The sequence below is a fragment of the Lentibacillus cibarius genome (assembly GCF_005887555.1).
In the GTDB taxonomy this organism is placed as follows: Bacteria; Bacillota; Bacilli; order Bacillales; family Amphibacillaceae; genus Lentibacillus; species Lentibacillus cibarius.
This window is the reverse complement of sequence record NZ_VCIA01000001.1, coordinates 174,741-193,301: the sequence shown is the minus strand read 5'-3', so window position 1 is coordinate 193,301 and position 18,561 is coordinate 174,741. Positions and strand designations below refer to the sequence as shown.

Here is an 18,561-nt window from a genome sequence, read left to right as displayed (position 1 = left end):
ATAAAGTACAGCGTCCAAATTGCCATTGTAGGGCGCTTTTCCCTAATAAGGGTTAGCGCCACAATCGCATAGCATATAAGGGCCAGTTTGTGAAATACTTCTTCAAAGAAAAATAGGAGGGGGATTTTATGGCACGTTGTACTAACTGTAATTACAAGTGGAAAGTTAAAGAGATTTTGTCGCTCGGATTTTCAAAGAATGGGAAGAATTGTCCTAATTGTGGTCATAGACAATACATTTCGATTGGAACACAAAAATTATTTACACTAGGGTATTTAAGTCTTATATTTGTTCCCTTTCTGCTTTTTCGTATTAAATTAAGTGATAAGGATGAACGACTTTTTGAATAATATCGATTGCATAAGTATTCCAGAAAAAGGCGCAAGAATGGAATAAGTATTGCTCCCTTTCTTGGATTATTGGAGGAGTTTTTAGGTGGATCTTACATGTTAAAATATTATTATTCTTTTTGGAGAGTTGGAGATGTAAATGAGAAATAACACTGCTACCGAATTATGGAATGACTATTCGCGGAGGAATTACTATGATCAGGCGTATCGCTATTATAATCATCATTGTTATCATCACTCTTGGGGCGGTTTTCTTTTTCACCCGTTCATTGAGCGATAAGACAAATGATAAACAAGCAGACCAACAACCAAAGAATCCATCATCGAGTCATGAGAATGAAGAGGTCCAGGAGCCTGAAGCAGCATTGGCCAATATATTTAACCTAGCCAAACAAGGAAAAATCCCGCAAAGCAATATCGTTGTCGGTGAAACGACCACCGATGCGGTGCAAAAAACTTGGGGGAAACCGGATAAGACCACGGATACGGATGTTGGTCGTTTTTTGAACTATCCGTCACATGACATTGATGTCGGTATTACAGACGGTATTGTGTCCGATATGCGTTCATCGCAGGATCAATTCACGTCGTTCGATTTTGAAACAATTAAATCATATAAAAAACTTGATGATACGCATTATTACCAGGATGATGATCACAATCAAATCATTCTTGTTTATGAACTTTCCAATGATTATGTCTTGAAATGGGTGTTCCCGAAGCGTTCCGGTGATGCTGATAACCCTGACGTGGATCATATTTCATTATCGAAGGAAATAAGCAGAGGCGATAAAGGCGTTCGTTCAGGTGATACAGACAACAATATGAGCCTTAATGAAAAAATCGGGCAAATGATTTTTAGCGGTGTCAATGGAACAAAAATGACGGCTGAGACAAGAAGTATCATTCAAAAGTATCATGTTGGAGGTGTCATTTTATATGGCGATAACATTACAAGCAAGACGCAAACCGTCAACTTTTTAAATGAGATGAAAACTGCGAATGCTGACAATCCTTACCCATTATTACTGGGGGTCGATGAAGAAGGCGGCAGTGTGACGCGAATGCCTGATGGGGTGAAAAGTTTGCCGTCAAGTCGTTCGATTGGGAAGATGAATGATCCAGATGTGGCCTTTCAAGCTGGTTCCATCCTCGGTGAGCAGATGAAAACACTCGGTTTCAATTTGGATTTTGCGCCTGTCCTTGATGTTAACAGTAATCCGGATAATCCTGTTATCGGCGATCGTTCGTTTGGCAACAATCTGAAAATCGTATCAAAGTTGGGTATCCAGACGATGAAAGGAATCCAAAGTGAAGGGATTATTTCAGTCATGAAGCATTTTCCCGGGCATGGGGATACCAGCAAGGATTCCCATTTAAAACTTCCTAAGGTCGATAAAAGCTACGGGGAACTGTCTAAATTGGAACTTGCTCCATTCAGGAAAGCCATTTCGAACGGTGCTGATGTCAGCATGGTTGCGCATATTCTGCTGCCAAAAATCGATGAAAATTATCCTGCCTCCATGTCAAAAAAGATAATCACGGGCATTTTGCGGGAGGATCTTGAGTTTGATGGTGTCGTAATCACCGATGACTTGACGATGGGCGCCATTACAAATCAATATAATGTCGCTGAGGCAGCCGTCCGGTCAGTGAAAGCAGGCGGAGATTTATTGCTTGTTGCCCATAATCCGGATTTGATTCCCACTGTATTTGATAAATTAAAAACTGCTGTTGAAAACGGGGAAATAAGCGAAGAAAGGATTAATGAAAGCGTTGAACGCATCACACACTTGAAAGAAAAGTACCAGCTTTCGGATGAAAAGACACCAAACCTCAATGTTCAATCGATTAATGAGGAAGTGGAAACCATTCGGGAAAAGGCGTACTGATTATCACGAAGGGTGTATACTCATTCGTTATATGAAGAGGCATTTAAACTTTGACAACGAACTGCGAAAGCCTTCAACGATATGAATTAGTGGGGGATTGCTTATTAAAGAAAAGGGCGCAAATCCGGAATAAAGGGGAGGCCCTTTTCTTCCGGATGTAGGCGCTTATTGAGAAGAAGAATTTAATCAATACCGTCTTGCTGAACAATTTAAGAAAGACCCTCCGACAACGAATAAATCACCCGATTAATTTCTTTTCGTACTTTTTTATAGTCTACTTTTTTCCATTCTTCAAGAGATGGTATGAAAGAAGGGTCTCCTGCTTGTTCAACTTTTTTCAATAGCAATAAGATCATGCCGCGATCCCGGTCTAGCAAATGCTCTTTAAAATCATGACTTTCAGGGTTCTTAATTTCTCTGATTTGCTGAAGCAATTCATCCGAATACGTATCTCTTTCAATTGCCCAGCCCTTCTCAGAGAAAACGAGAAAAGGTAGTCGGTAATCATATTCAATTTCCAGGTAATTATTTTTGATCATCCAGTCAATTTTCGCTTTGACTGTTTCAAGTTTTTCACTTTGAAAAGCACCATACACCGGGCAATCATCCAAATTTAATTCCAATACTCTTTTCTCTTTCGATCCTTTTAATATTTTTGCAAGTAAATTTCGCCCACCGGTCATGATTAAGGGATCCGCACCACGTAATATGGTTCGGATATCTGAGTCTGACAAGCGTTTAATATTTTTCGTATCTAACTGATAGCGGACACGTCGAACCCTACGAGACATCATATTCACCCTTTCTGTGAATACTTTAATATTATTATATACGATGTGGTATTTGGTTAAAAAGTGGTCAGACCTTGTTCAATCATCGGGCGCCTATCTGGAATAAAAATCGGTGTCCTATCGGAAACAGCTAATTTTCCTGAATAAAGAAAACCTCTTGAACGTTTTATGTCTGATCGAATATAAGATATAATAAGGGTACAACTAAATGGAGGTGTATGATATGTCTATTCCGGATAAAATTATCAAGGAAATTGACATGTTGAGTGATGGCGAAAGGCAAAAGGTACTCGATAAAATTAAAGAAAAATATATGTCTAGGGATGTTATTTTACTAGGTGAAAATTATGCCTGGTGGGATAATGAGGAGGATGACATCTACAATGAGCAGTAGGATGAAGCAGGGTGATGTTTGGTTGGCAGATGTCCTTTTTAAAGGGACTCGTCAAACTAAGCAGCGCCCTGTTATTATTGTCGGAAATGAATTGGCACTGGATGTGGATGCCATTATTGCTCCAGTCACCAGCCAACAGCCACGAAATCAATTTGATGTGGTTTTGGAGTATTGGAACGAGGCCGGGTTATTAAAACCATCTGTGGCTCGTACTTCAAAAATTATTTCTGTGCATGGATCTGAATTAAAACGGCATATAGGTGTATTACATAAGCATGATCTTGAACGAGTACTTCAAATGTGCAGGAAGTTATTTTAGCATTGTAACTTGTTTTATGCCATTAAAGGGCGCTTAGCCGGAACAAAAGCGTTCAATTATTTGCTATTTAGTTAAGTAAGTATACGCTGGGTTAATGGACAAAGGGAGAGACTAAAATGCAAGCAAAAGTTAATTTGTGGTCGTTTATGTCTTCAATAATTTGTGTAATTTTATTTCTGCTGGTATCTTTTTCTGGCTGGTTTGGAACCTCTATAATGGGCATTCATCCTCTGGCAATAGTCCTGACGATTACTTTATTAACATTTTGTCTAGTATTTTTGGGTTATCAGAGGTAAAGAACCTAAAAAGATTAGCAAGAAGTATATTTACAATAGTGTTAACGTTAAGTCTATCTGTTTTACTTGGCTATATATTACTTGTCGGAAATTTATTCAGCTAAAGGGCACACATCTGGAATAAAGGATAACGCCCAAATTGCCATTGTAGGTCCATTATGCAGAACAAGTAAGGGGGAAAGTTATTATGTCTAATAATAAAAAATATCCGTGGCGTTTTGCTATCGGAGGTTGGGGAGCATTTGTTGTGGCAGCTATTTTGTTCTTAATATTTGATTATGATTTATACCTAATGCTTGGACTTTTAACTGCAGCAATAATTTTAACGATTGGGAACGCTATTTATGTGTTTTACACAAAGCGGAAATCAAGGGCAGGGGAGAAATAAAGCTTTTGTTTTCAGACATCAACAAAACAGTATTTTAAGCAAACGGGCGCCTATCTGGAATAAAGGATAGCGCCTAATTTGCCATTGTAGGACCAGATTGTTAAATATAAGGGGGTGTGAATATATTTTTAAATACGTTTAAAGATAAAATTTATTGGATTCTTTTACTTCCATTTTTAACTATTCTAGTATTCCTTTCTATATTCATCGGTGATAGTAATACTAAAGCATTTTTAATTTTAGGATTTATTGATGTATCTCTTTTTTGGCTAACTTATTATCTTTGGAAATACTTCAGTAATAAAAAAAGGGGAAGTATTAAGGATGACAGTCACGTTTAGTTATTGCTTGTTAATGAATCGGGCGCAATTGTCGCATAGGCTTTGTGTTAGAATCGGAGCCATTATGTGGAAGAACAACTTTATCTTTAAGAGGATGATTAAAATTGTATAGAAAAAGTCTGCTGTTATTATTGACTGTATTTTTGCTGATTTTCTTAGGAGCTTGCAATAACAATAGTAACGGGAATGAAACAGATGATAATGTTATTGGTAACCCAACACCAGAGGATATTTTATCAGATGATAAAGATGTAGATATATTTTTAATGGATGGTACGGTCTATACAAATGCAGAGGATATCGAATGGGTAAATGAAGAAGAGCTCAATACGGGCGAAAAAGTCGGCGAAATTAAAAATCAAACCGACGATAATGGAGGATTTGATAACTTTACTGCTTCAAAATTACCTGCTGGAACCGAAATATATAAATCTGAGGAAAAGAATGGTCCAATTTACATTGTAAAATTAAATGGTAAAGAAATTCCATATATAGGTTTACTAGAAGGCTAACTAAACTACCGCAAACGGGCGCCATTCCGGAACAAAACCTGCTGCGCCTTCTATTGGTTTAAAGGACCATTTAATTAAATAGATCTTATTAAAAATTATTCGCATATATTGAGGGGTGTTAGATTGACAGATGTAACTGATACAAAGGAATTTGAAAATATTTTAAATAAAGTTGATAACCTTGCCTGCAAAAATGCTAGATCATTGTTAAAAATTATTTATGGCTTTGTTAACACTGCAATGACCGGGAACGGTGGAGATAATGTGAAGTTGGAAACTTTAGATAAGATATCAAAAATTTATAAAGACGTTCCAGACATGAAAAGCCTAATGGACGGAGACAATTCTGGGAAGTTCAATTAATCTGCGCCTATTTGAAATAAATAATGGTTATTCTTTAATCGGGCGCAGTTGGGGAATAAAGACCAGCTCCCAAATGCCATTGTAGTGCACGTTTATGTAACACGATAAGGTAGAAGGGAACAAGTGCCTGTCAGTTAGAGCATCGTTATTTGGTTCGTGTATAATACGGTTCATGAGCATACTGCTTAATAAAGTTATGGGCAGTCTGCTAGAATATATTCGAGAATGATAAAGGGAGGAAGTGCTATATGAGTCGACACATTGCAGTCCTTGTAACAGACATGGTAGAAGAAATTGAATTAACTGATCCTGTGAAAGCTTACAAAGAAGCTGGGCATACGGTAGATATTATCAGTAATGAAGCAAAAAAAACCATCAATGGCAAAAATGGGGACGAAATACAAGCAGATAGAGGTATAGATGAAGTAAATGCAAACGATTATGATGCATTACTCGTACCTGGCGGGTTTTCTCCTGACTTACTACGTATTAATCCGAAGAATAGTGAGTTTGCGAAAACATTTTTCCAAGATAATAAACCCATATTTTCAATTTGCCATGGTCCACAGTTTCTCGTTAATACAGACCAACTAAAAGGTAGAGAGCTAACAAGCTTTGTTTCCGTAAGAAAAGACTTGGAAAATGCAGGAGCAACTGTAAAAGATGAAGAAGTAATCGTAGATGGAAACCTTGTAACAAGCAGAACACCTGATGATCTTCCTGCATTCAATCGCGAATCTCTAAAGCTTTTAGAAAAATAATTCGTCGATCGTATAGGGGGGCTGTTAATCATGCAGCCTCTCTTTATTTTTTATTTGATAATAGATAAAGCGCTCATGCCCATCTGCCATGATCTTCCTCAAACGGGCGCCATTCTTGAATAAGGATTAGCGTGAGCATCATATATAAGGGTCATTTTATTGAATAAAATAATCCATATACGATGAAAATAAAAAGAGATTCAGATGAGGGGGAATTCTTCTTATGAATATTTGTACGGTTAAATAAAAGTTCACTGAATAAACTGGATAAGTAAAAAGGTAAATATCGAGGAATGGTAAAATTATATGAACAGAGACCCGAGAATAAACCATGCAACCGAATTAAAATAAACAATCGCAAAACTGTTAATGAGATATGTGTATTTGGTTAGAAATTAAAGTCTTTTTAATAGAAGGTTGGAAAAATCAATAGTATAATAAAATCATAGGAATTAATATTGATTATTCCTTCAATATAGTATTCTTATAACTATTTTCTACTAATTAAGCAGGAGGTAATATCCAATGAAAGCTGCAGTCTGGTATGGAAAAAAAGACTTACGGGTAGAGGAAATAGAACTAAAACAAACGAAAGATACCGATGTTAAAGTAAGGGTAGCTTGGGCAGGTATTTGTGGCAGTGATTTACATGAGTATGAAGAGGGACCGGTGTTTGTACCAAATGAAAAAGAGGATCCGTTAACTGGAGAAATCGCTCCGCTAACCATGGGGCATGAATTTGCGGGTGTTATTGAAGAAGTAGGTCCAAAGGTGACAAAATATAAAGTTGGCGATAGAGTAGCAATTAATCCAACAATCACTTATGGAAATAAGTCGGAAGACCTTGATCCTTATGATGGTTTCAGCTTTATCGGCCTTCACGGTGACGGTGGTTTTACTAAATATGCAAATGTACCAGAAGATAACGTTTATCTACTTCCAGAATCTTTAACACTACAGGATGGAGCTTTAGTAGAACCAACTGCGGTTGCCGTACAAGCTGTAAAAGAAGGGAAACTGCAGTTTGGTGATACGGTAGCTGTATTTGGTGCAGGTCCAATTGGTTTAGTGACAATTATTGCAGCTAAAGCTGCTGGTGCCAGCAAGATTATTGCTTTAGATTTGTCGGAAACTAGAATTGAAAAAGCAAAAGAATTAGGAGCAACCCATGTCGTTAACTCTAGCGAACAAGATGCTGTTACAGCAATCAAGGAAATTGTTCCAGATGGAGTAGATGTTTCCTTTGAAGTTGCCGGAGTAGCACCAACATTTAAACAAGCAATTGATGCAACAAGGGCACGTGGAACAATGGTTATTGTTTCTATATTTGCTAGGGAGATTGAATGGAATCCAATACAGCTTACAAATACAGGTGTAAAAGTTACATCAACAATCGCATATACACCTACTACATTCCAACAAACTGTAGATTTAATGGGAACAGGACAATTAAAACCACAGGGAATTATTACAGACCAAATTCAATTGGATGATATTGTTGAAAATGGATTCGAAGCATTGACAAACGATAAATCACAAGCAAAAATATTAGTGGAATTAAGTGGTGAGAAATAAAATGTATTATTTAACCCTGAGTAGCAGCTGTTACTTGGGGTTTTGTTATGACTGTCAGCTAGGTCCAGGTAGATAAATTAGCGAAGTGATATTGAACTCTTCTTTAAGAAGAATATTGACGATATTCTGCAATACCAGCTAATAGTAGAAGTGGATAATTCCATTATACCAGCCAATAGTTGTCAATACTTAAGTCTAAAAAAGTTTGAAAAAACATGTTACACTAAAAATTGAACATACCAAATAGCCTTACTGCTGAACCAGTAAGGTTTCAGAGTATTGTGAACTTTAATAGTTTCTTAGGATTGGTCTACAAAGACTTCCTGACGCTTGAACATGGCGTGAATCCAGTGAACGAGTTTATTGGCACAGGCAATCACAGCGACCCTGTGTGGCTTGCCCTCGTTTCTTTTGCGACTGTAAAAGGCTATCAGTTTCTTGTTTCGGTTTTTGGCAAGACCGCATTGCACAGCTGTGTAAAGGGCCTGACGCAATCGTGATGATCCTCTTTTGGTGATACGGTTGATGGAAGCTTTATACTTGCCTGACTCAAAAACACTTGGATCTAGTCCTGCATAAGCAGCCAGTTGTTTCGGGCGTTCGAACTGATTGATGCCCCCGATTTCGGAGATGATTGTGGCTGCAAGCTTATCTCCAATCCCGGGAATCGACTGGATCAATCCATGGTCTTCAAAAGACCGAGCAAGGGCATCTATTTCTCGTTTTAATTGGGATAGGTGCTCTTGATATTGAAAAAGCATCTGAATATACATCTGTAAGCTGACAATATGACCATGACAGACAGGATGCTGAAAGGGATTACGGTCTGCCGCAGCCTTTAATTGGGCTGCTTTATCCAAAAACCATGCGTCGGAACGTCTAGCCCCGAATTGACACATATCGTCGGCTAATGTTTGTTGAGAGACTTTTTGAATAGCCGAAGCAGTCGGATAATGCAGTAAGGTGTTCAACGATAACTTGCCACAAAGATCACTGAAGACATTATGATATTCCGGAAAAATATGATCGACTGCAGCTTGGAACTGCAATTTTATTTCAACATAGCTATCCGTTAAAGCACTGTGCTGTCTGGTTAATTGACGCAGATCCAGGTATTGCTCGGTTTTCTTCTGAAAGGCTTCCAGATCTTCTTTATAGTACAACTCACCTAGATGATACGCATCGACTTTGTCTGTTTTCACCTTACGCAGACCCGTTTTTTTGGCCTCATAAGAAACGACCGGATTGATGACATAATACGTGATAGCCTGATCCTCCAGAAATTGAAGCACAGGTTCATGATAGTGCCCGGTGGATTCGAAAATGACGGCCGGAGGCTGACCGGCAACCTGTTCCACTTCCTGATAAAACGTGTGAAGTCCTTGTAGATGGTGTTCAAATTTAAAGCTTTGCTTATACGTTTTTTTCCTTTGTAAAAAGGCTTGGACCTGGCTTTCTCCTTTGGCGACATCCAGGCCGATAACAGGATTCATAACTGATCACAACTCCTTAAGTAGATTCGCCGGTGCTCCCCTTACACGCCCTTGTAGTGTCATAGCTTCGCTTGTTATGCGGGATCGTGTCCCAACCAGCCTCAAACATGTTTCTACAAGGAAGGGGTGGACAGTATTACGGACGGGATCAGTGTCCCACGGGCGCACACGTCCTCCCCCGACTTCCTCAAGCATAAAACCTATAAAAAATAGGTCAACCAGTTCAATGACCGGCTGACCATATAATACGAACGGGCGCAAGAACGGAATAAGCCTCGTGTGCCCGTTGTTACTTCATCGGGCCATTTAATGGAATAAGAAATTAAGCTAAATAAAGGTATTTTAGGGTTTTAATAAAATATATAGACCTGATTATGAAAATCTTTTCTTGAATTAACCGTATACCAAATACAAATAAAATTATTTATGAGGTGAGTATTTAATGAGCGAAGTAACGAATGAAGAAATTTTAAAAGCTGTAAAAGAGTTGTCGGATAAGGTTGATAAGCTCGATGAAAAGAATGAAAAGCTAAATGAGAGTTACAATAATCTGCATCAGAAAGCTGAAAAATTAAAAGATGCTTTAACATTCAAATGGTAATAGAAATAAATCATATTTATGTGATTAAGTATATGTTTGTTCAGCGATCGGGCGCCATTCCGGAATAAGGCTTGGTGTCCAACCTTTGCGTTTTAATGGAACAATATAGGGTATAAGGAAAGAAGGGGCTAGTAAGTGTTTTTTAAAGTCAGCAAAGACCCGGAAGCAACTAGGAGACGGGCCGATATAGCATGCTGGGTTACTTTTATATTTTGGTGCGGATTCTTGATACTCAATTCAGCTTGGGAATTCTTTTTCGGTGGTCCCTTGATGTATAACTCGTTAATTCTTTTATGGAGTGGTTTAATAGTTTTTGCGATTACGGGATTTTCGGTAGCCATATATGATAAATCCAAACAAAAATAAAAAAACCGACCTTCGTATACTAATTAAAATTTCCGTAATACGAACGGGCGCAAGAGTTGAATCAGAAACTTTTGGTTGAACCAGATTATTGAGCAAGTGGGAAGAAGGGGAATGTGATGTTTAGTGCAAAGGCGAAAACCTTTACATACAGAAATGAACTATGTTGTCTTTGGAAAAGGAGAAGTACCTCTTTTGATCATACCGGGGTTGTGAGACGGAGTACAGGAAATCCTCAAAGGCTTTAGCTTTCATTTATCGATAATATGCTAAAAATACAGGGTGTATTTTTGCAGTCTGAAGAGCCACCTGCCAAAGGTTTAGCACCACAATCTAAAGTGGACCCCAATGTCAAGACACATATTTTATAAAAATAAGGTGGGTCATCACTTTTGTTCTTTCCCATCTTACAAACCCTGCCTTTCCTGGGTCAGGTTCTGTCAAGGGCGTCCTTTCCCTTGACGGAACCTGGCCCAGGAAAGATAATGGCCTAAAGATGGGATGAACAATAACCTATTGAAAATAGATGGAGCCCGGCACTTTATAATTTAACGACTGATGGGGCCGATCATAATTGTAAAGGTCCATATATTCCCTTATATTCTTTCTTGCTTCTCTTGGCGTGCCATAGTCTTTTAAATAGACCTCTTCGTATTTGAGGCTGCGCCAAAAGCGCTCGATCATGATATTATCCAATGCCCGGCCTCTGGCGTCCATGCTGATTTGCAGTGGATATTCTTTTAAAAGATCTATATACTTTGGACTGGTAAAATGACTGCCCTGGTCGCTGTTAAAGATGTCCGGCGTCCCTATCGTAAGAGCCCGTCGAACAGTGTCCAGAACGAAGTCGATCGCCAGCGTCTGATCCAGTTCCCAGCTGATGATAAAGCGCGAATACCAATCAATAATGGCCGTTAAATACATCCAGTTATTGTGCAGCCGAATGTACGTAATGTCAATGCTCCAAACCTGATCAGGACGGTTGATGGTCACGCCTTTCAATAAATAGGGATAAACACGGTGCTGCAGGTTGCGTTTGCTTAGATTGGGACCCGGATAAATGGCTTGTATCCCCATTTCACGCATATGGCGCTGGACTCTTTTGCGGTTGACGTTTAATAGTTCGGCAATCCTGCGGGAGCCAAAAAACGGATATTTGGTATAGATCTCATCAATCCGGTGTTTTATGGCAACCTCTTCCGGTGATGGCTGAACAGGCTTATAGTAAAGACTGGAGCGATTGATTCCCAGCAAATCAGCCTGCTGAGAGATGGGAAGTTCAGTTGCTTCCCAGTCCACCATCTCCATGCGTTCCCGTCTAGTCGTCGTGGATGCCAGATTTTTTTTTGATCCACGACAATTGCGTGGTTAATTTTCCGACTTCCGTATAGAGGTTTTCCAGTTTTTCTTCATAGTCGGCTTTCATTTTTTCCTGATCTTTATTTTGCTTGTTAAACATTTGCGGCATTTCTTGCAGGAAATGCGTTTTCCACTTATGAAGCTGGTTCACATGGATTCCGTTTTCCGAAGCAATTTGGCTCATCGGTTTTTCTTCCTTCAAAATTTCCAACACGATTTGTGATTTGAATTCGGGTGTATATTGTTTGCGTTTCATATACCTACCTTAACATCTCCCTTTTTCGTGTCTAGAATCTTGGGTCCATTATAATCCGTACTACAAGCATCGACGGTTTATATCATTATCATATCACACTCCTCCCTCAATTCTTCATCAAATCATTACACACAGTTAATACACAATTTACATTTAGGTGATATGTTTGATGTGTAATAGGAGGGAGGAAAAAATGACTATACGTGCATTGTTTATTGATATGGATGGAACATTGCTGACGTCATCAAATGAGATTTCACAGCGCAATGCGGAAACGATCAACAGATTAGCAAATCAGGGTGTTAAAGTGTTTCTGGCGACAGGACGTCAATATGAGATCACAGCACCTTACCATAGTCTGCTTGGCTTGAAAGCACCGATGATTTGCCTAAATGGCGCTTCCATTCATGATGGATTCACGGGAAGGGTTGTCCGGATGAACCCGGTTGTGCTGGATGAGGCGCATTTTCATCGTGTAACGAATGAAATCCCGTGCAATATCATTGTGCACACAACCGACGGTCTCTATTGCAACAAGACGTGCAAGGTGGTTGATGAGTGGACCAAGGAAGGTAAGGTTCCGCCAAGGTATATCGGCGACTTGCGGCATGTAGATTACCGGAACGTACTGAAATACAGTGTCAGGACAGGCTGCCATGGTTCGCATATGTCACATTTATTTCGTGATAAAGCGGATGTCATTAACTGGAAGGACGGGTTTGAGATAGTTGCCCCCGGTGTTTCCAAATGGGCTGCCATTCAAGTGCTTATTAGGGCGTTTGGCATTAATCCGGAAGAAACAGCAGCCATCGGTGACGGCCCAAACGATATTCAAATGCTGCGTTATGCCGGAATCAGCGCCGCAATGGCGAATGCTGGCCAAGAAGTGAAAGCGTCCGCAGATGTTACAACCGGTCATTATGAACAGGATGGTCTTGCTGAATTTATTGAACAATACCTCATTCAGTCATTTGCCGTCTAAGGTGTGACTGAACTAAAAAACGATAAACGTGAAGAAATCGTTTAGCAGATGATCATTTCCATATAGGTGGTCCTCTTTGTACAACCTCCAATCATTCTCCCCAAACCGAACCACATCAATCTAATCGTCATGATTTGAATGCTATATTGCTAATTATCATACCATTGGTATTAGATTCTCTGTTAAGCTAACGGGCGCCTCTCGATAAGTTCTGTTATAAACGTACTAGAGCGTGTAATACAGGAGGGGTTACTTAGCGGCTGATCCCAACTTCACAAGTGAGAATGGGAATGACAGAACCACGTTTCCGGAACCATCCCATCAATATTACTGCATGCGTCAAGGCTGACAGGTCTTGGGGTATGAAGCACAGGTGATTCGGCAGAACAAAGGCTGGAGTCACTCAAAATGAGAAGGTATGCCGCACGGATATGTCGCACGGCTGAAAACTGGATATGGTGAGAATTGACGTAATCTTAATATTTTGCTATTTTGGATTTATAGTTAATTTGTATTTTCGTCACCATTGAGTGAAGGTCGTCACCTCCTCATTTTTGAGGAAGATTCGGCATGAAGTATTCTTGTCTTTAGATTCCTTTGATAGTTTAGGAAAGAAAAGACTCGTGTACGTTTACACAAAAAACACACATGACGTGTGTTCATAATCAAGAAATTAAACAAGTGTATGGCGTTTGCTATACGCTTTTTCTATTGCTTATTAAAAGTCAGTTCATCTCATGCAGTTGAGATTTACTGGCTTTTTTTAATGGATAAAAATTCTCGTTAAGGAGGTGATTCCATGTTGTGATGAAAGCTATTGTCTAAAACATGAATCCAAAATTATTGACTAAAGGAGCGATAAAAATGGAAAAAGCAATTCAATTTACAGAAAAGGAAAAGTCGTTAATTTGGAGCCGGTTTATCCAGCCAGTTAATGGAAGTGATGAAGAAGCGCAGCACTTTATAGAAATGTGTGAGAACTTCGGGCTCAATCCATTACTGGGAGATGTGGTTTTCCAGCGATATGAAACCAAACGCGGGGCAAAAACCCAGTTTATTACAACACGGGATGGGCTTCTCCGTGTAGCCACACGTCAACCTGGTTATGTTGGTCCACCTAATGCCAACGTGGTCAAAGAAGGTGATGATTTTGAATTTCTTCCAAGTGAGGGAGACGTCAAACATAAATTTGGAACCAAACGGGGCAAGATTATTGGCGCCTATGCCATCATGAAGCACAAAAAGCACCATCCGGTTGCCGTGTTTGTGGACTTTGATGAGTACTACAATGCCAATAGCGGCAAAGTGAATTCCAAGTATGGGAACCCTAACGTATGGGATACGCTGCCGAGCGCCATGATTGTGAAAATCGCGGAAACGTTTGTGCTGCGCAGGCAGTTTCCTTTAGGTGGTTTATATACTCAGGAAGAAATGGGGCTGGAGGATAATCTGCAGGGAACCGACAATCGTTCAGGCCAACAGCCAAGTCAAACGCAAAAAGGTGAAAAAGAACAGCCAAAAGAAAACACACCATCTCATGAAGGAACACCTGCTGCTAAATCTGTTACCAGCCGGGAAATGATTGTGCAGTCCTATGCCGTTAAAACGAGTTCTTCCCATAAACAATATGGTCTGCTGACAGTGAAGCCAAAAGAACTAGATCAAACCGTCAACGTACTGGTTCGTGATAAAAACCTTATGGAGGCTTTAAAAGAAACCGCGGAAGGGGAAGTTCTGAATCTTGCTATCTATCAGGAAAACAGTTTTTACTTCCTGCACGATATACACACGCCTTCCTCGGAGGACAAGGAAGGGAGCGATCAGCAAGCGGAATCATCACCCGGTGAACAGCCATCGATGAACGCAGATCAATCCATTCATGATACGTACAGTACCATCATTCAAAATGTGACGACCGGCGAAAAGAACGGCGCTAAATTTGCGAAAATTGCCGGGGAAATCAACGGTGAATCAACGCTAATGATTGCGCGCGGAGAGAAAGAAGTGCAACAGGCTGAACAATTAGAACAAGGTGACCAGGTCACCCTTGCTTTGAAGAAAGAAAATGGCTTTTGGTTTTTAGTGGAAGTCATGGAAGACAACCAGCAGGCAGGGTGATGACCATGTTGCCAAGCATTCTTGATGTTGCACAAAAGTATGACCTTCAGTTCCAATCGAAATCGTTCGGAAAGAAAGAAAGTTTGGCCAAATGCCCCTTTTGCAAAGGGGATGCCAGCAAACGAAAGAAATTTTATCTTTCCCTGAATACACAAGACCAGGTGTACAAGTGCTGGTACTGCAAAAAATCGGGAGGCGTTCTTGACTTTGAAGTGCAATTAAGCGGTAAACCGTATCTGGAAATCAAGCAAAACTATTTCGGTACATGCCATCAATTATGTCATCCAGTCTACCAATTAACGCCGTATCAGCTGGAACGGATTGGCTGGAAGGACTATAAACGGCGCTCTTTTAAGCAATTTCAAATGCATAAAAAGCAAATCTTAAACGATTGGAAGCAATACACACATGAAAAATTAGCATTGCACTATGCGATTTTCCTCTGTATTGCCCATTTAGAAAATCAGCAAAAACGGCAACAAGAATTGCTTGTGTGGTTGATAGACAAATGTTGGCATGCCACGATTCCAAATATGTACAACCGTATTCAGGACGAATTTCTAAAAGAACCGAATAAGGCGCCCAAAACATGGGCTGTGGAAGGTACCATTTTGGGACGCCTTGCCTGGGGTACTTGTTTAGAAACGATTGATTTTGACATGGATACGCTTTTCGTCAATATCGTGTTTTTGCAGTACTTACGAAAAATAGAGCATAAAAAAGGACACGTTCCAAACCGGAATGTGTCCATATCAGAGGGTAATCTTGCTTGAATCAGAGTAGCAAGTAAGATGATAAAATTCAACAATAAAGGAGTTTTATACGATGAATAACACACAATTAATTGGACGCATGACAAAAGATGTAGACATGAAATACACGCAGAACGGAGTGGCCGTTGCTACCTTCACATTAGCGGTGAATCGTCCCTTCACCAATAAAAACGGAGACCGTGAAGCCGACTTCATTCGCTGTCAGGTGTGGCGCAAACTTGCGGAAAATACCGCACAGTTCTGTAAAAAAGGGTCACAGGTTGGTGTCACTGGTCGCATTCAAACACGTTCCTTTGAAGGACAGGATGGCAAGCCTGTGTTCATGACCGAAGTCGTTGGTGACCAAGTAGAATTTTTGGATACCAAAACTTCACAGGGAAAAGGCAGTTCATCTAATCAATCATCAGGGCAATCTAACCCGTTCCAGGGACAGGGGCAACCCGTTGAAGTGGATGATCAGGATTTGCCATTTTAAATACTTACGACTAGAGAGAGATGATTCGATTCATCTCTCTTTTTTAAATACATTTAGAAAGTGGGTGAGACGATGATTTTTTCCTTTAGTCGGTTAAACCTATATAAACAATGCCCGTATCGGTTTTATAACAAGTATGTACTTGAAAAAGACGAACCAATGACACAGCCACTTGCCTTAGGAAAAGCTGTGCACAAGGCAATTGAGGATAAAATCAATGGCATACCTCATCATGAAGCGGTATTAAACGGTTATGCAGAGGCTAATTTTTATGAAGAATTAACGCAGTCGGAAATAGATGATTTAGTGCTAAAAGCGCCAATCCATCAAGGTATGGGAGACACCGAAACGTATTTTAAGTTGAAGTTGGCAGACGAAGCCAATGCACCGCAGCTACAAGGGTTCATCGATTTGATTCAGCCCAGTGGCAGGATTACTGATTGGAAAACGAATCGTGTTCCTTATAAGACACTGGATAATCATCAGTTAGCCCTTTATGCTTGGGCAGTCAGTCAATTAAAAGGACTACAAAGTGTAGAAGGTAGTTATTATTTTTTACGTTTTTGTCAAGAACGAAGCCATGTATTCACACCAGAAGACATGGAACAAGCAAGGCAATGGGCATTAAATACTGCAAATGAGATATATGGTAGACTAGCTTTATTAAAAAGGCATCCCGATAATGCTGGAATGCTGTTTCCAGCCCATCCTTCAAAGTTATGCCGTCATTGCCCATTTGCTTGGGAATGTTTGAAAAGTAATAGTAATGTCTTAACATCGCATGGAGTGTAATCTGTGCGATGTTTTTTTGTGATAGATTAATAGTATTTTTCCCTGAATCGATGTACTGAATCAGGGTATTAGTGTAAACTTAACTCAAAAATGTATGTTAGTAGTTAGGGGAATAGCATATATGGAAGCCATATTACTAATTAGCTTTATAACGTTGGCAACGTTTACCTTGGTGAAGCAGCGCACAGCAATCAAACTTATCCCACTGGTTATGATTATTGGTTTTTCATTGATTGGCTGCTCAGCAGAAAACACTGAATCTGAAGAGCAAAAAGAAGAAACACAGACGGTCCAAACGGATAAATCGAACATGGATCAAGACACTGAAGCCGAAGAAACAAATGAAGCCCAATCCGAGACAGTCAATAGCAATGAAGATAGCGAAAGCTCAAATGAACAACAAAACAACAACCAGAAGAAAGAAACGAAGCAATCCAGTCGGGGAGCCCCAGATCGCGCTGAAAAGGCAACCATTAATCGGGTTGTGGACGGAGATACGATAGAAATCAAATATAAAGGATCCATTGAGGACGTTCGACTGCTTCTAGTTGATACACCTGAGACTGTTCATCCGTCAAAACCAGTACAGCCGTTTGGTCCGGAAGCATCGAATTTTGCCAAAGAGAAATTGGAACAAGGCGAAACAGTTTATATTGAATTTGATGGGCCGAAGCGTGATCATTACGACAGGTTGCTCGGTTATATTTGGGATGATGGCAAGAATCTTAATAAGCAGCTGCTAAGAAAGGGGCTGGCTCGATACGCCTATGTATATGACCCACCGTACACGCATCAGGAAGCGCTCCAAAAAGCGGAGGATTATGCTCGTAGCAATCAGCTAGGAATTTGGAGTATGGAGGGTTATGTCACATCGGACGGCTACGCCTCTCAATCGGAGGACTCAGGCGATACAGAAACGGAATCAACTTCACAGTCAGGAAGTTCTTCCTCAGGATATAATCCGAACGGACCTGATCGGGATTGTAGTGATTTTGATACACAAGCAGCTGCACAAGAATTTTATAAAAAAGCAGGCGGACCTGAGCAAGATCCACATCGTTTGGATGGATCTGACGGGGACGGGAAAGTGTGTGAATCGCTACCGTAATTTAAAAAATGGTCATACAAATAGCCACTTTTGTCATGTTTTTTACCAACGATTGTAACTCGATGTACCATTTATCACCATTGTATTTTCCAGTAGGTATCGTTAAGAAATCGGAATTCACAAAATAAGGGCCTTCGAGAGAACAAGCCTAATCCCTCCGTGTTTTTAGTGAGGAATTAGGCTTATGATTGTTCCGCAAACGCGCCCTTTTCTTGAACAATACCCGGAATTGGCGCAGAGAAGCAATAGGCTAATCTTT

19 protein-coding genes are annotated in these 18,561 nt (G+C 40.0%); 16 read left to right on the top strand and 3 right to left on the bottom strand.

Annotated features, from left to right (window positions below; translation table 11 throughout):
* The first annotated feature begins 128 nt into the window (after positions 1-128).
* Positions 129-350 carry a TIGR04104 family putative zinc finger protein gene (locus FFL34_RS00985; RefSeq protein ID WP_068441527.1) on the top strand — a complete coding sequence of 74 codons (222 nt, stop codon included), beginning with the start codon at positions 129-131 and terminating at the stop codon, positions 348-350.
* Between the two features lie 194 nt (positions 351-544).
* Complete coding sequence (gene nagZ, locus FFL34_RS00980) at positions 545-2,242, top strand: beta-N-acetylhexosaminidase (protein WP_138600540.1); 1,698 nt, start codon at positions 545-547, stop codon at positions 2,240-2,242.
* Between the two features lie 209 nt (positions 2,243-2,451).
* Here the strand turns inward: nagZ and FFL34_RS00975 are convergent, their stop codons facing one another.
* Positions 2,452-3,033 carry an RQC-minor-1 family DNA-binding protein gene (locus FFL34_RS00975; protein ID WP_138600538.1) on the bottom strand — a complete coding sequence of 194 codons (582 nt, stop codon included), beginning with the start codon at positions 3,031-3,033 and terminating at the stop codon, positions 2,452-2,454.
* Between the two features lie 208 nt (positions 3,034-3,241).
* On the opposite strand from FFL34_RS00975, the gene FFL34_RS00970 reads away from it, so the two are divergent.
* From FFL34_RS00970 to FFL34_RS00935, 7 genes are all read left to right on the top strand, one after another.
* Entirely contained in the window at positions 3,242-3,427 is a 186-nt protein-coding gene (locus FFL34_RS00970; protein ID WP_138600536.1) for a hypothetical protein, read from the top strand.
* Positions 3,417-3,746 (top strand): type II toxin-antitoxin system PemK/MazF family toxin, encoded by a 330-nt coding sequence (locus FFL34_RS00965; RefSeq protein WP_138600534.1) that lies wholly within the window; start codon positions 3,417-3,419, stop codon positions 3,744-3,746. The genes FFL34_RS00970 and FFL34_RS00965 overlap by 11 nt, the downstream gene beginning before the upstream one ends.
* Before the next feature lie 483 nt (positions 3,747-4,229).
* Positions 4,230-4,430 carry a DUF2207 domain-containing protein gene (locus tag FFL34_RS00960; RefSeq protein ID WP_138600532.1) on the top strand — a complete coding sequence of 67 codons (201 nt, stop codon included), beginning with the start codon at positions 4,230-4,232 and terminating at the stop codon, positions 4,428-4,430.
* Between the two features lie 445 nt (positions 4,431-4,875).
* Positions 4,876-5,283 (top strand): hypothetical protein, encoded by a 408-nt coding sequence (locus FFL34_RS00950; protein WP_138600528.1) that lies wholly within the window; start codon positions 4,876-4,878, stop codon positions 5,281-5,283.
* A gap of 123 nt (positions 5,284-5,406) precedes the next feature.
* Positions 5,407-5,646: a hypothetical protein gene (locus FFL34_RS00945; protein ID WP_138600526.1), complete on the top strand. Its 240-nt coding sequence runs from the start codon at positions 5,407-5,409 to the stop codon at positions 5,644-5,646.
* Positions 5,647-5,894: 248 nt separating this feature from the next.
* Positions 5,895-6,407, top strand: a complete 513-nt coding sequence (locus tag FFL34_RS00940; RefSeq protein ID WP_010530576.1) for a type 1 glutamine amidotransferase domain-containing protein — start codon at positions 5,895-5,897, stop codon at positions 6,405-6,407.
* Positions 6,408-6,932: 525 nt separating this feature from the next.
* The gene (locus FFL34_RS00935) at positions 6,933-7,982 is read left to right on the top strand and encodes a 2,3-butanediol dehydrogenase (protein ID WP_068446694.1); all 1,050 of its coding nucleotides are present in this window, start codon (positions 6,933-6,935) and stop codon (positions 7,980-7,982) included.
* Positions 7,983-8,281: 299 nt separating this feature from the next.
* Here FFL34_RS00935 and FFL34_RS00930 read toward each other — a convergent pair whose 3' ends face one another.
* Positions 8,282-9,475: an IS110 family RNA-guided transposase gene (locus FFL34_RS00930; RefSeq protein WP_138600524.1), complete on the bottom strand. Its 1,194-nt coding sequence runs from the start codon at positions 9,473-9,475 to the stop codon at positions 8,282-8,284.
* A gap of 442 nt (positions 9,476-9,917) precedes the next feature.
* On the opposite strand from FFL34_RS00930, the gene FFL34_RS18105 reads away from it, so the two are divergent.
* Complete coding sequence (locus tag FFL34_RS18105) at positions 9,918-10,076, top strand: hypothetical protein (protein WP_171046231.1); 159 nt, start codon at positions 9,918-9,920, stop codon at positions 10,074-10,076.
* Between the two features lie 876 nt (positions 10,077-10,952).
* Here the strand turns inward: FFL34_RS18105 and FFL34_RS00925 are convergent.
* A protein-coding gene (locus FFL34_RS00925) for an IS3 family transposase (protein WP_138600522.1) occupies positions 10,953-12,054 on the bottom strand; the annotation gives its coding sequence in 2 pieces (ribosomal slippage) (positions 10,953-11,787 and positions 11,786-12,054; 1,104 coding nt in all).
* Between the two features lie 193 nt (positions 12,055-12,247).
* Here FFL34_RS00925 and FFL34_RS00920 point away from each other — a divergent pair.
* From FFL34_RS00920 to FFL34_RS00895, 6 genes are all read left to right on the top strand, one after another.
* On the top strand, positions 12,248-13,036 hold the full coding sequence (locus tag FFL34_RS00920; protein WP_138600520.1) for an HAD family hydrolase: 789 nt from the start codon (positions 12,248-12,250) through the stop codon (positions 13,034-13,036).
* An 864-nt stretch (positions 13,037-13,900) separates the two neighbouring features.
* Positions 13,901-15,154 carry a RecT family recombinase gene (locus FFL34_RS00915; protein WP_171046230.1) on the top strand — a complete coding sequence of 418 codons (1,254 nt, stop codon included), beginning with the start codon at positions 13,901-13,903 and terminating at the stop codon, positions 15,152-15,154.
* The gene (locus FFL34_RS00910) at positions 15,154-15,927 is read left to right on the top strand and encodes a hypothetical protein (RefSeq protein ID WP_138600516.1); all 774 of its coding nucleotides are present in this window, start codon (positions 15,154-15,156) and stop codon (positions 15,925-15,927) included. The genes FFL34_RS00915 and FFL34_RS00910 overlap by 1 nt, the downstream gene beginning before the upstream one ends.
* Before the next feature lie 52 nt (positions 15,928-15,979).
* Complete coding sequence (locus FFL34_RS00905) at positions 15,980-16,402, top strand: single-stranded DNA-binding protein (RefSeq protein WP_138600514.1); 423 nt, start codon at positions 15,980-15,982, stop codon at positions 16,400-16,402.
* Positions 16,403-16,474: 72 nt separating this feature from the next.
* A complete protein-coding gene (locus FFL34_RS00900; RefSeq protein ID WP_138600512.1) occupies positions 16,475-17,194 on the top strand; it encodes a RecB family exonuclease in 720 nt (239 codons plus the stop codon).
* A gap of 121 nt (positions 17,195-17,315) precedes the next feature.
* A complete protein-coding gene (locus FFL34_RS00895) occupies positions 17,316-18,302 on the top strand; it encodes a thermonuclease family protein (protein ID WP_234031386.1) in 987 nt (328 codons plus the stop codon).
* The last annotated feature ends 259 nt before the right edge of the window (positions 18,303-18,561 follow it).

Bases quoted from the DNA above. Each gene is read 5' to 3' on its own strand.
- nagZ (WP_138600540.1), top strand. From the start codon at position 545: ATGATCAGGCGTATCGCTATTATAATCATCATTGTTATCATCACTCTT.
- FFL34_RS00900 (WP_138600512.1), top strand. From the start codon at position 16,475: ATGATTTTTTCCTTTAGTCGGTTAAACCTATATAAACAATGCCCGTAT.
- FFL34_RS00895 (WP_234031386.1), top strand. From the start codon at position 17,316: ATGGAAGCCATATTACTAATTAGCTTTATAACGTTGGCAACGTTTACC.
- FFL34_RS00910 (WP_138600516.1), top strand. From the start codon at position 15,154: ATGACCATGTTGCCAAGCATTCTTGATGTTGCACAAAAGTATGACCTT.
- FFL34_RS00935 (WP_068446694.1), top strand. From the start codon at position 6,933: ATGAAAGCTGCAGTCTGGTATGGAAAAAAAGACTTACGGGTAGAGGAA.
- FFL34_RS00975 (WP_138600538.1), bottom strand. From the start codon at position 3,033: ATGTCTCGTAGGGTTCGACGTGTCCGCTATCAGTTAGATACGAAAAAT.
- FFL34_RS00965 (WP_138600534.1), top strand. From the start codon at position 3,417: ATGAGCAGTAGGATGAAGCAGGGTGATGTTTGGTTGGCAGATGTCCTT.
- FFL34_RS00905 (WP_138600514.1), top strand. From the start codon at position 15,980: ATGAATAACACACAATTAATTGGACGCATGACAAAAGATGTAGACATG.
- FFL34_RS00915 (WP_171046230.1), top strand. From the start codon at position 13,901: ATGGAAAAAGCAATTCAATTTACAGAAAAGGAAAAGTCGTTAATTTGG.
- FFL34_RS18105 (WP_171046231.1), top strand. From the start codon at position 9,918: ATGAGCGAAGTAACGAATGAAGAAATTTTAAAAGCTGTAAAAGAGTTG.
- FFL34_RS00930 (WP_138600524.1), bottom strand. From the start codon at position 9,475: ATGAATCCTGTTATCGGCCTGGATGTCGCCAAAGGAGAAAGCCAGGTC.
- FFL34_RS00940 (WP_010530576.1), top strand. From the start codon at position 5,895: ATGAGTCGACACATTGCAGTCCTTGTAACAGACATGGTAGAAGAAATT.
- FFL34_RS00920 (WP_138600520.1), top strand. From the start codon at position 12,248: ATGACTATACGTGCATTGTTTATTGATATGGATGGAACATTGCTGACG.
- FFL34_RS00985 (WP_068441527.1), top strand. From the start codon at position 129: ATGGCACGTTGTACTAACTGTAATTACAAGTGGAAAGTTAAAGAGATT.
- FFL34_RS00970 (WP_138600536.1), top strand. From the start codon at position 3,242: ATGGAGGTGTATGATATGTCTATTCCGGATAAAATTATCAAGGAAATT.
- FFL34_RS00960 (WP_138600532.1), top strand. From the start codon at position 4,230: ATGTCTAATAATAAAAAATATCCGTGGCGTTTTGCTATCGGAGGTTGG.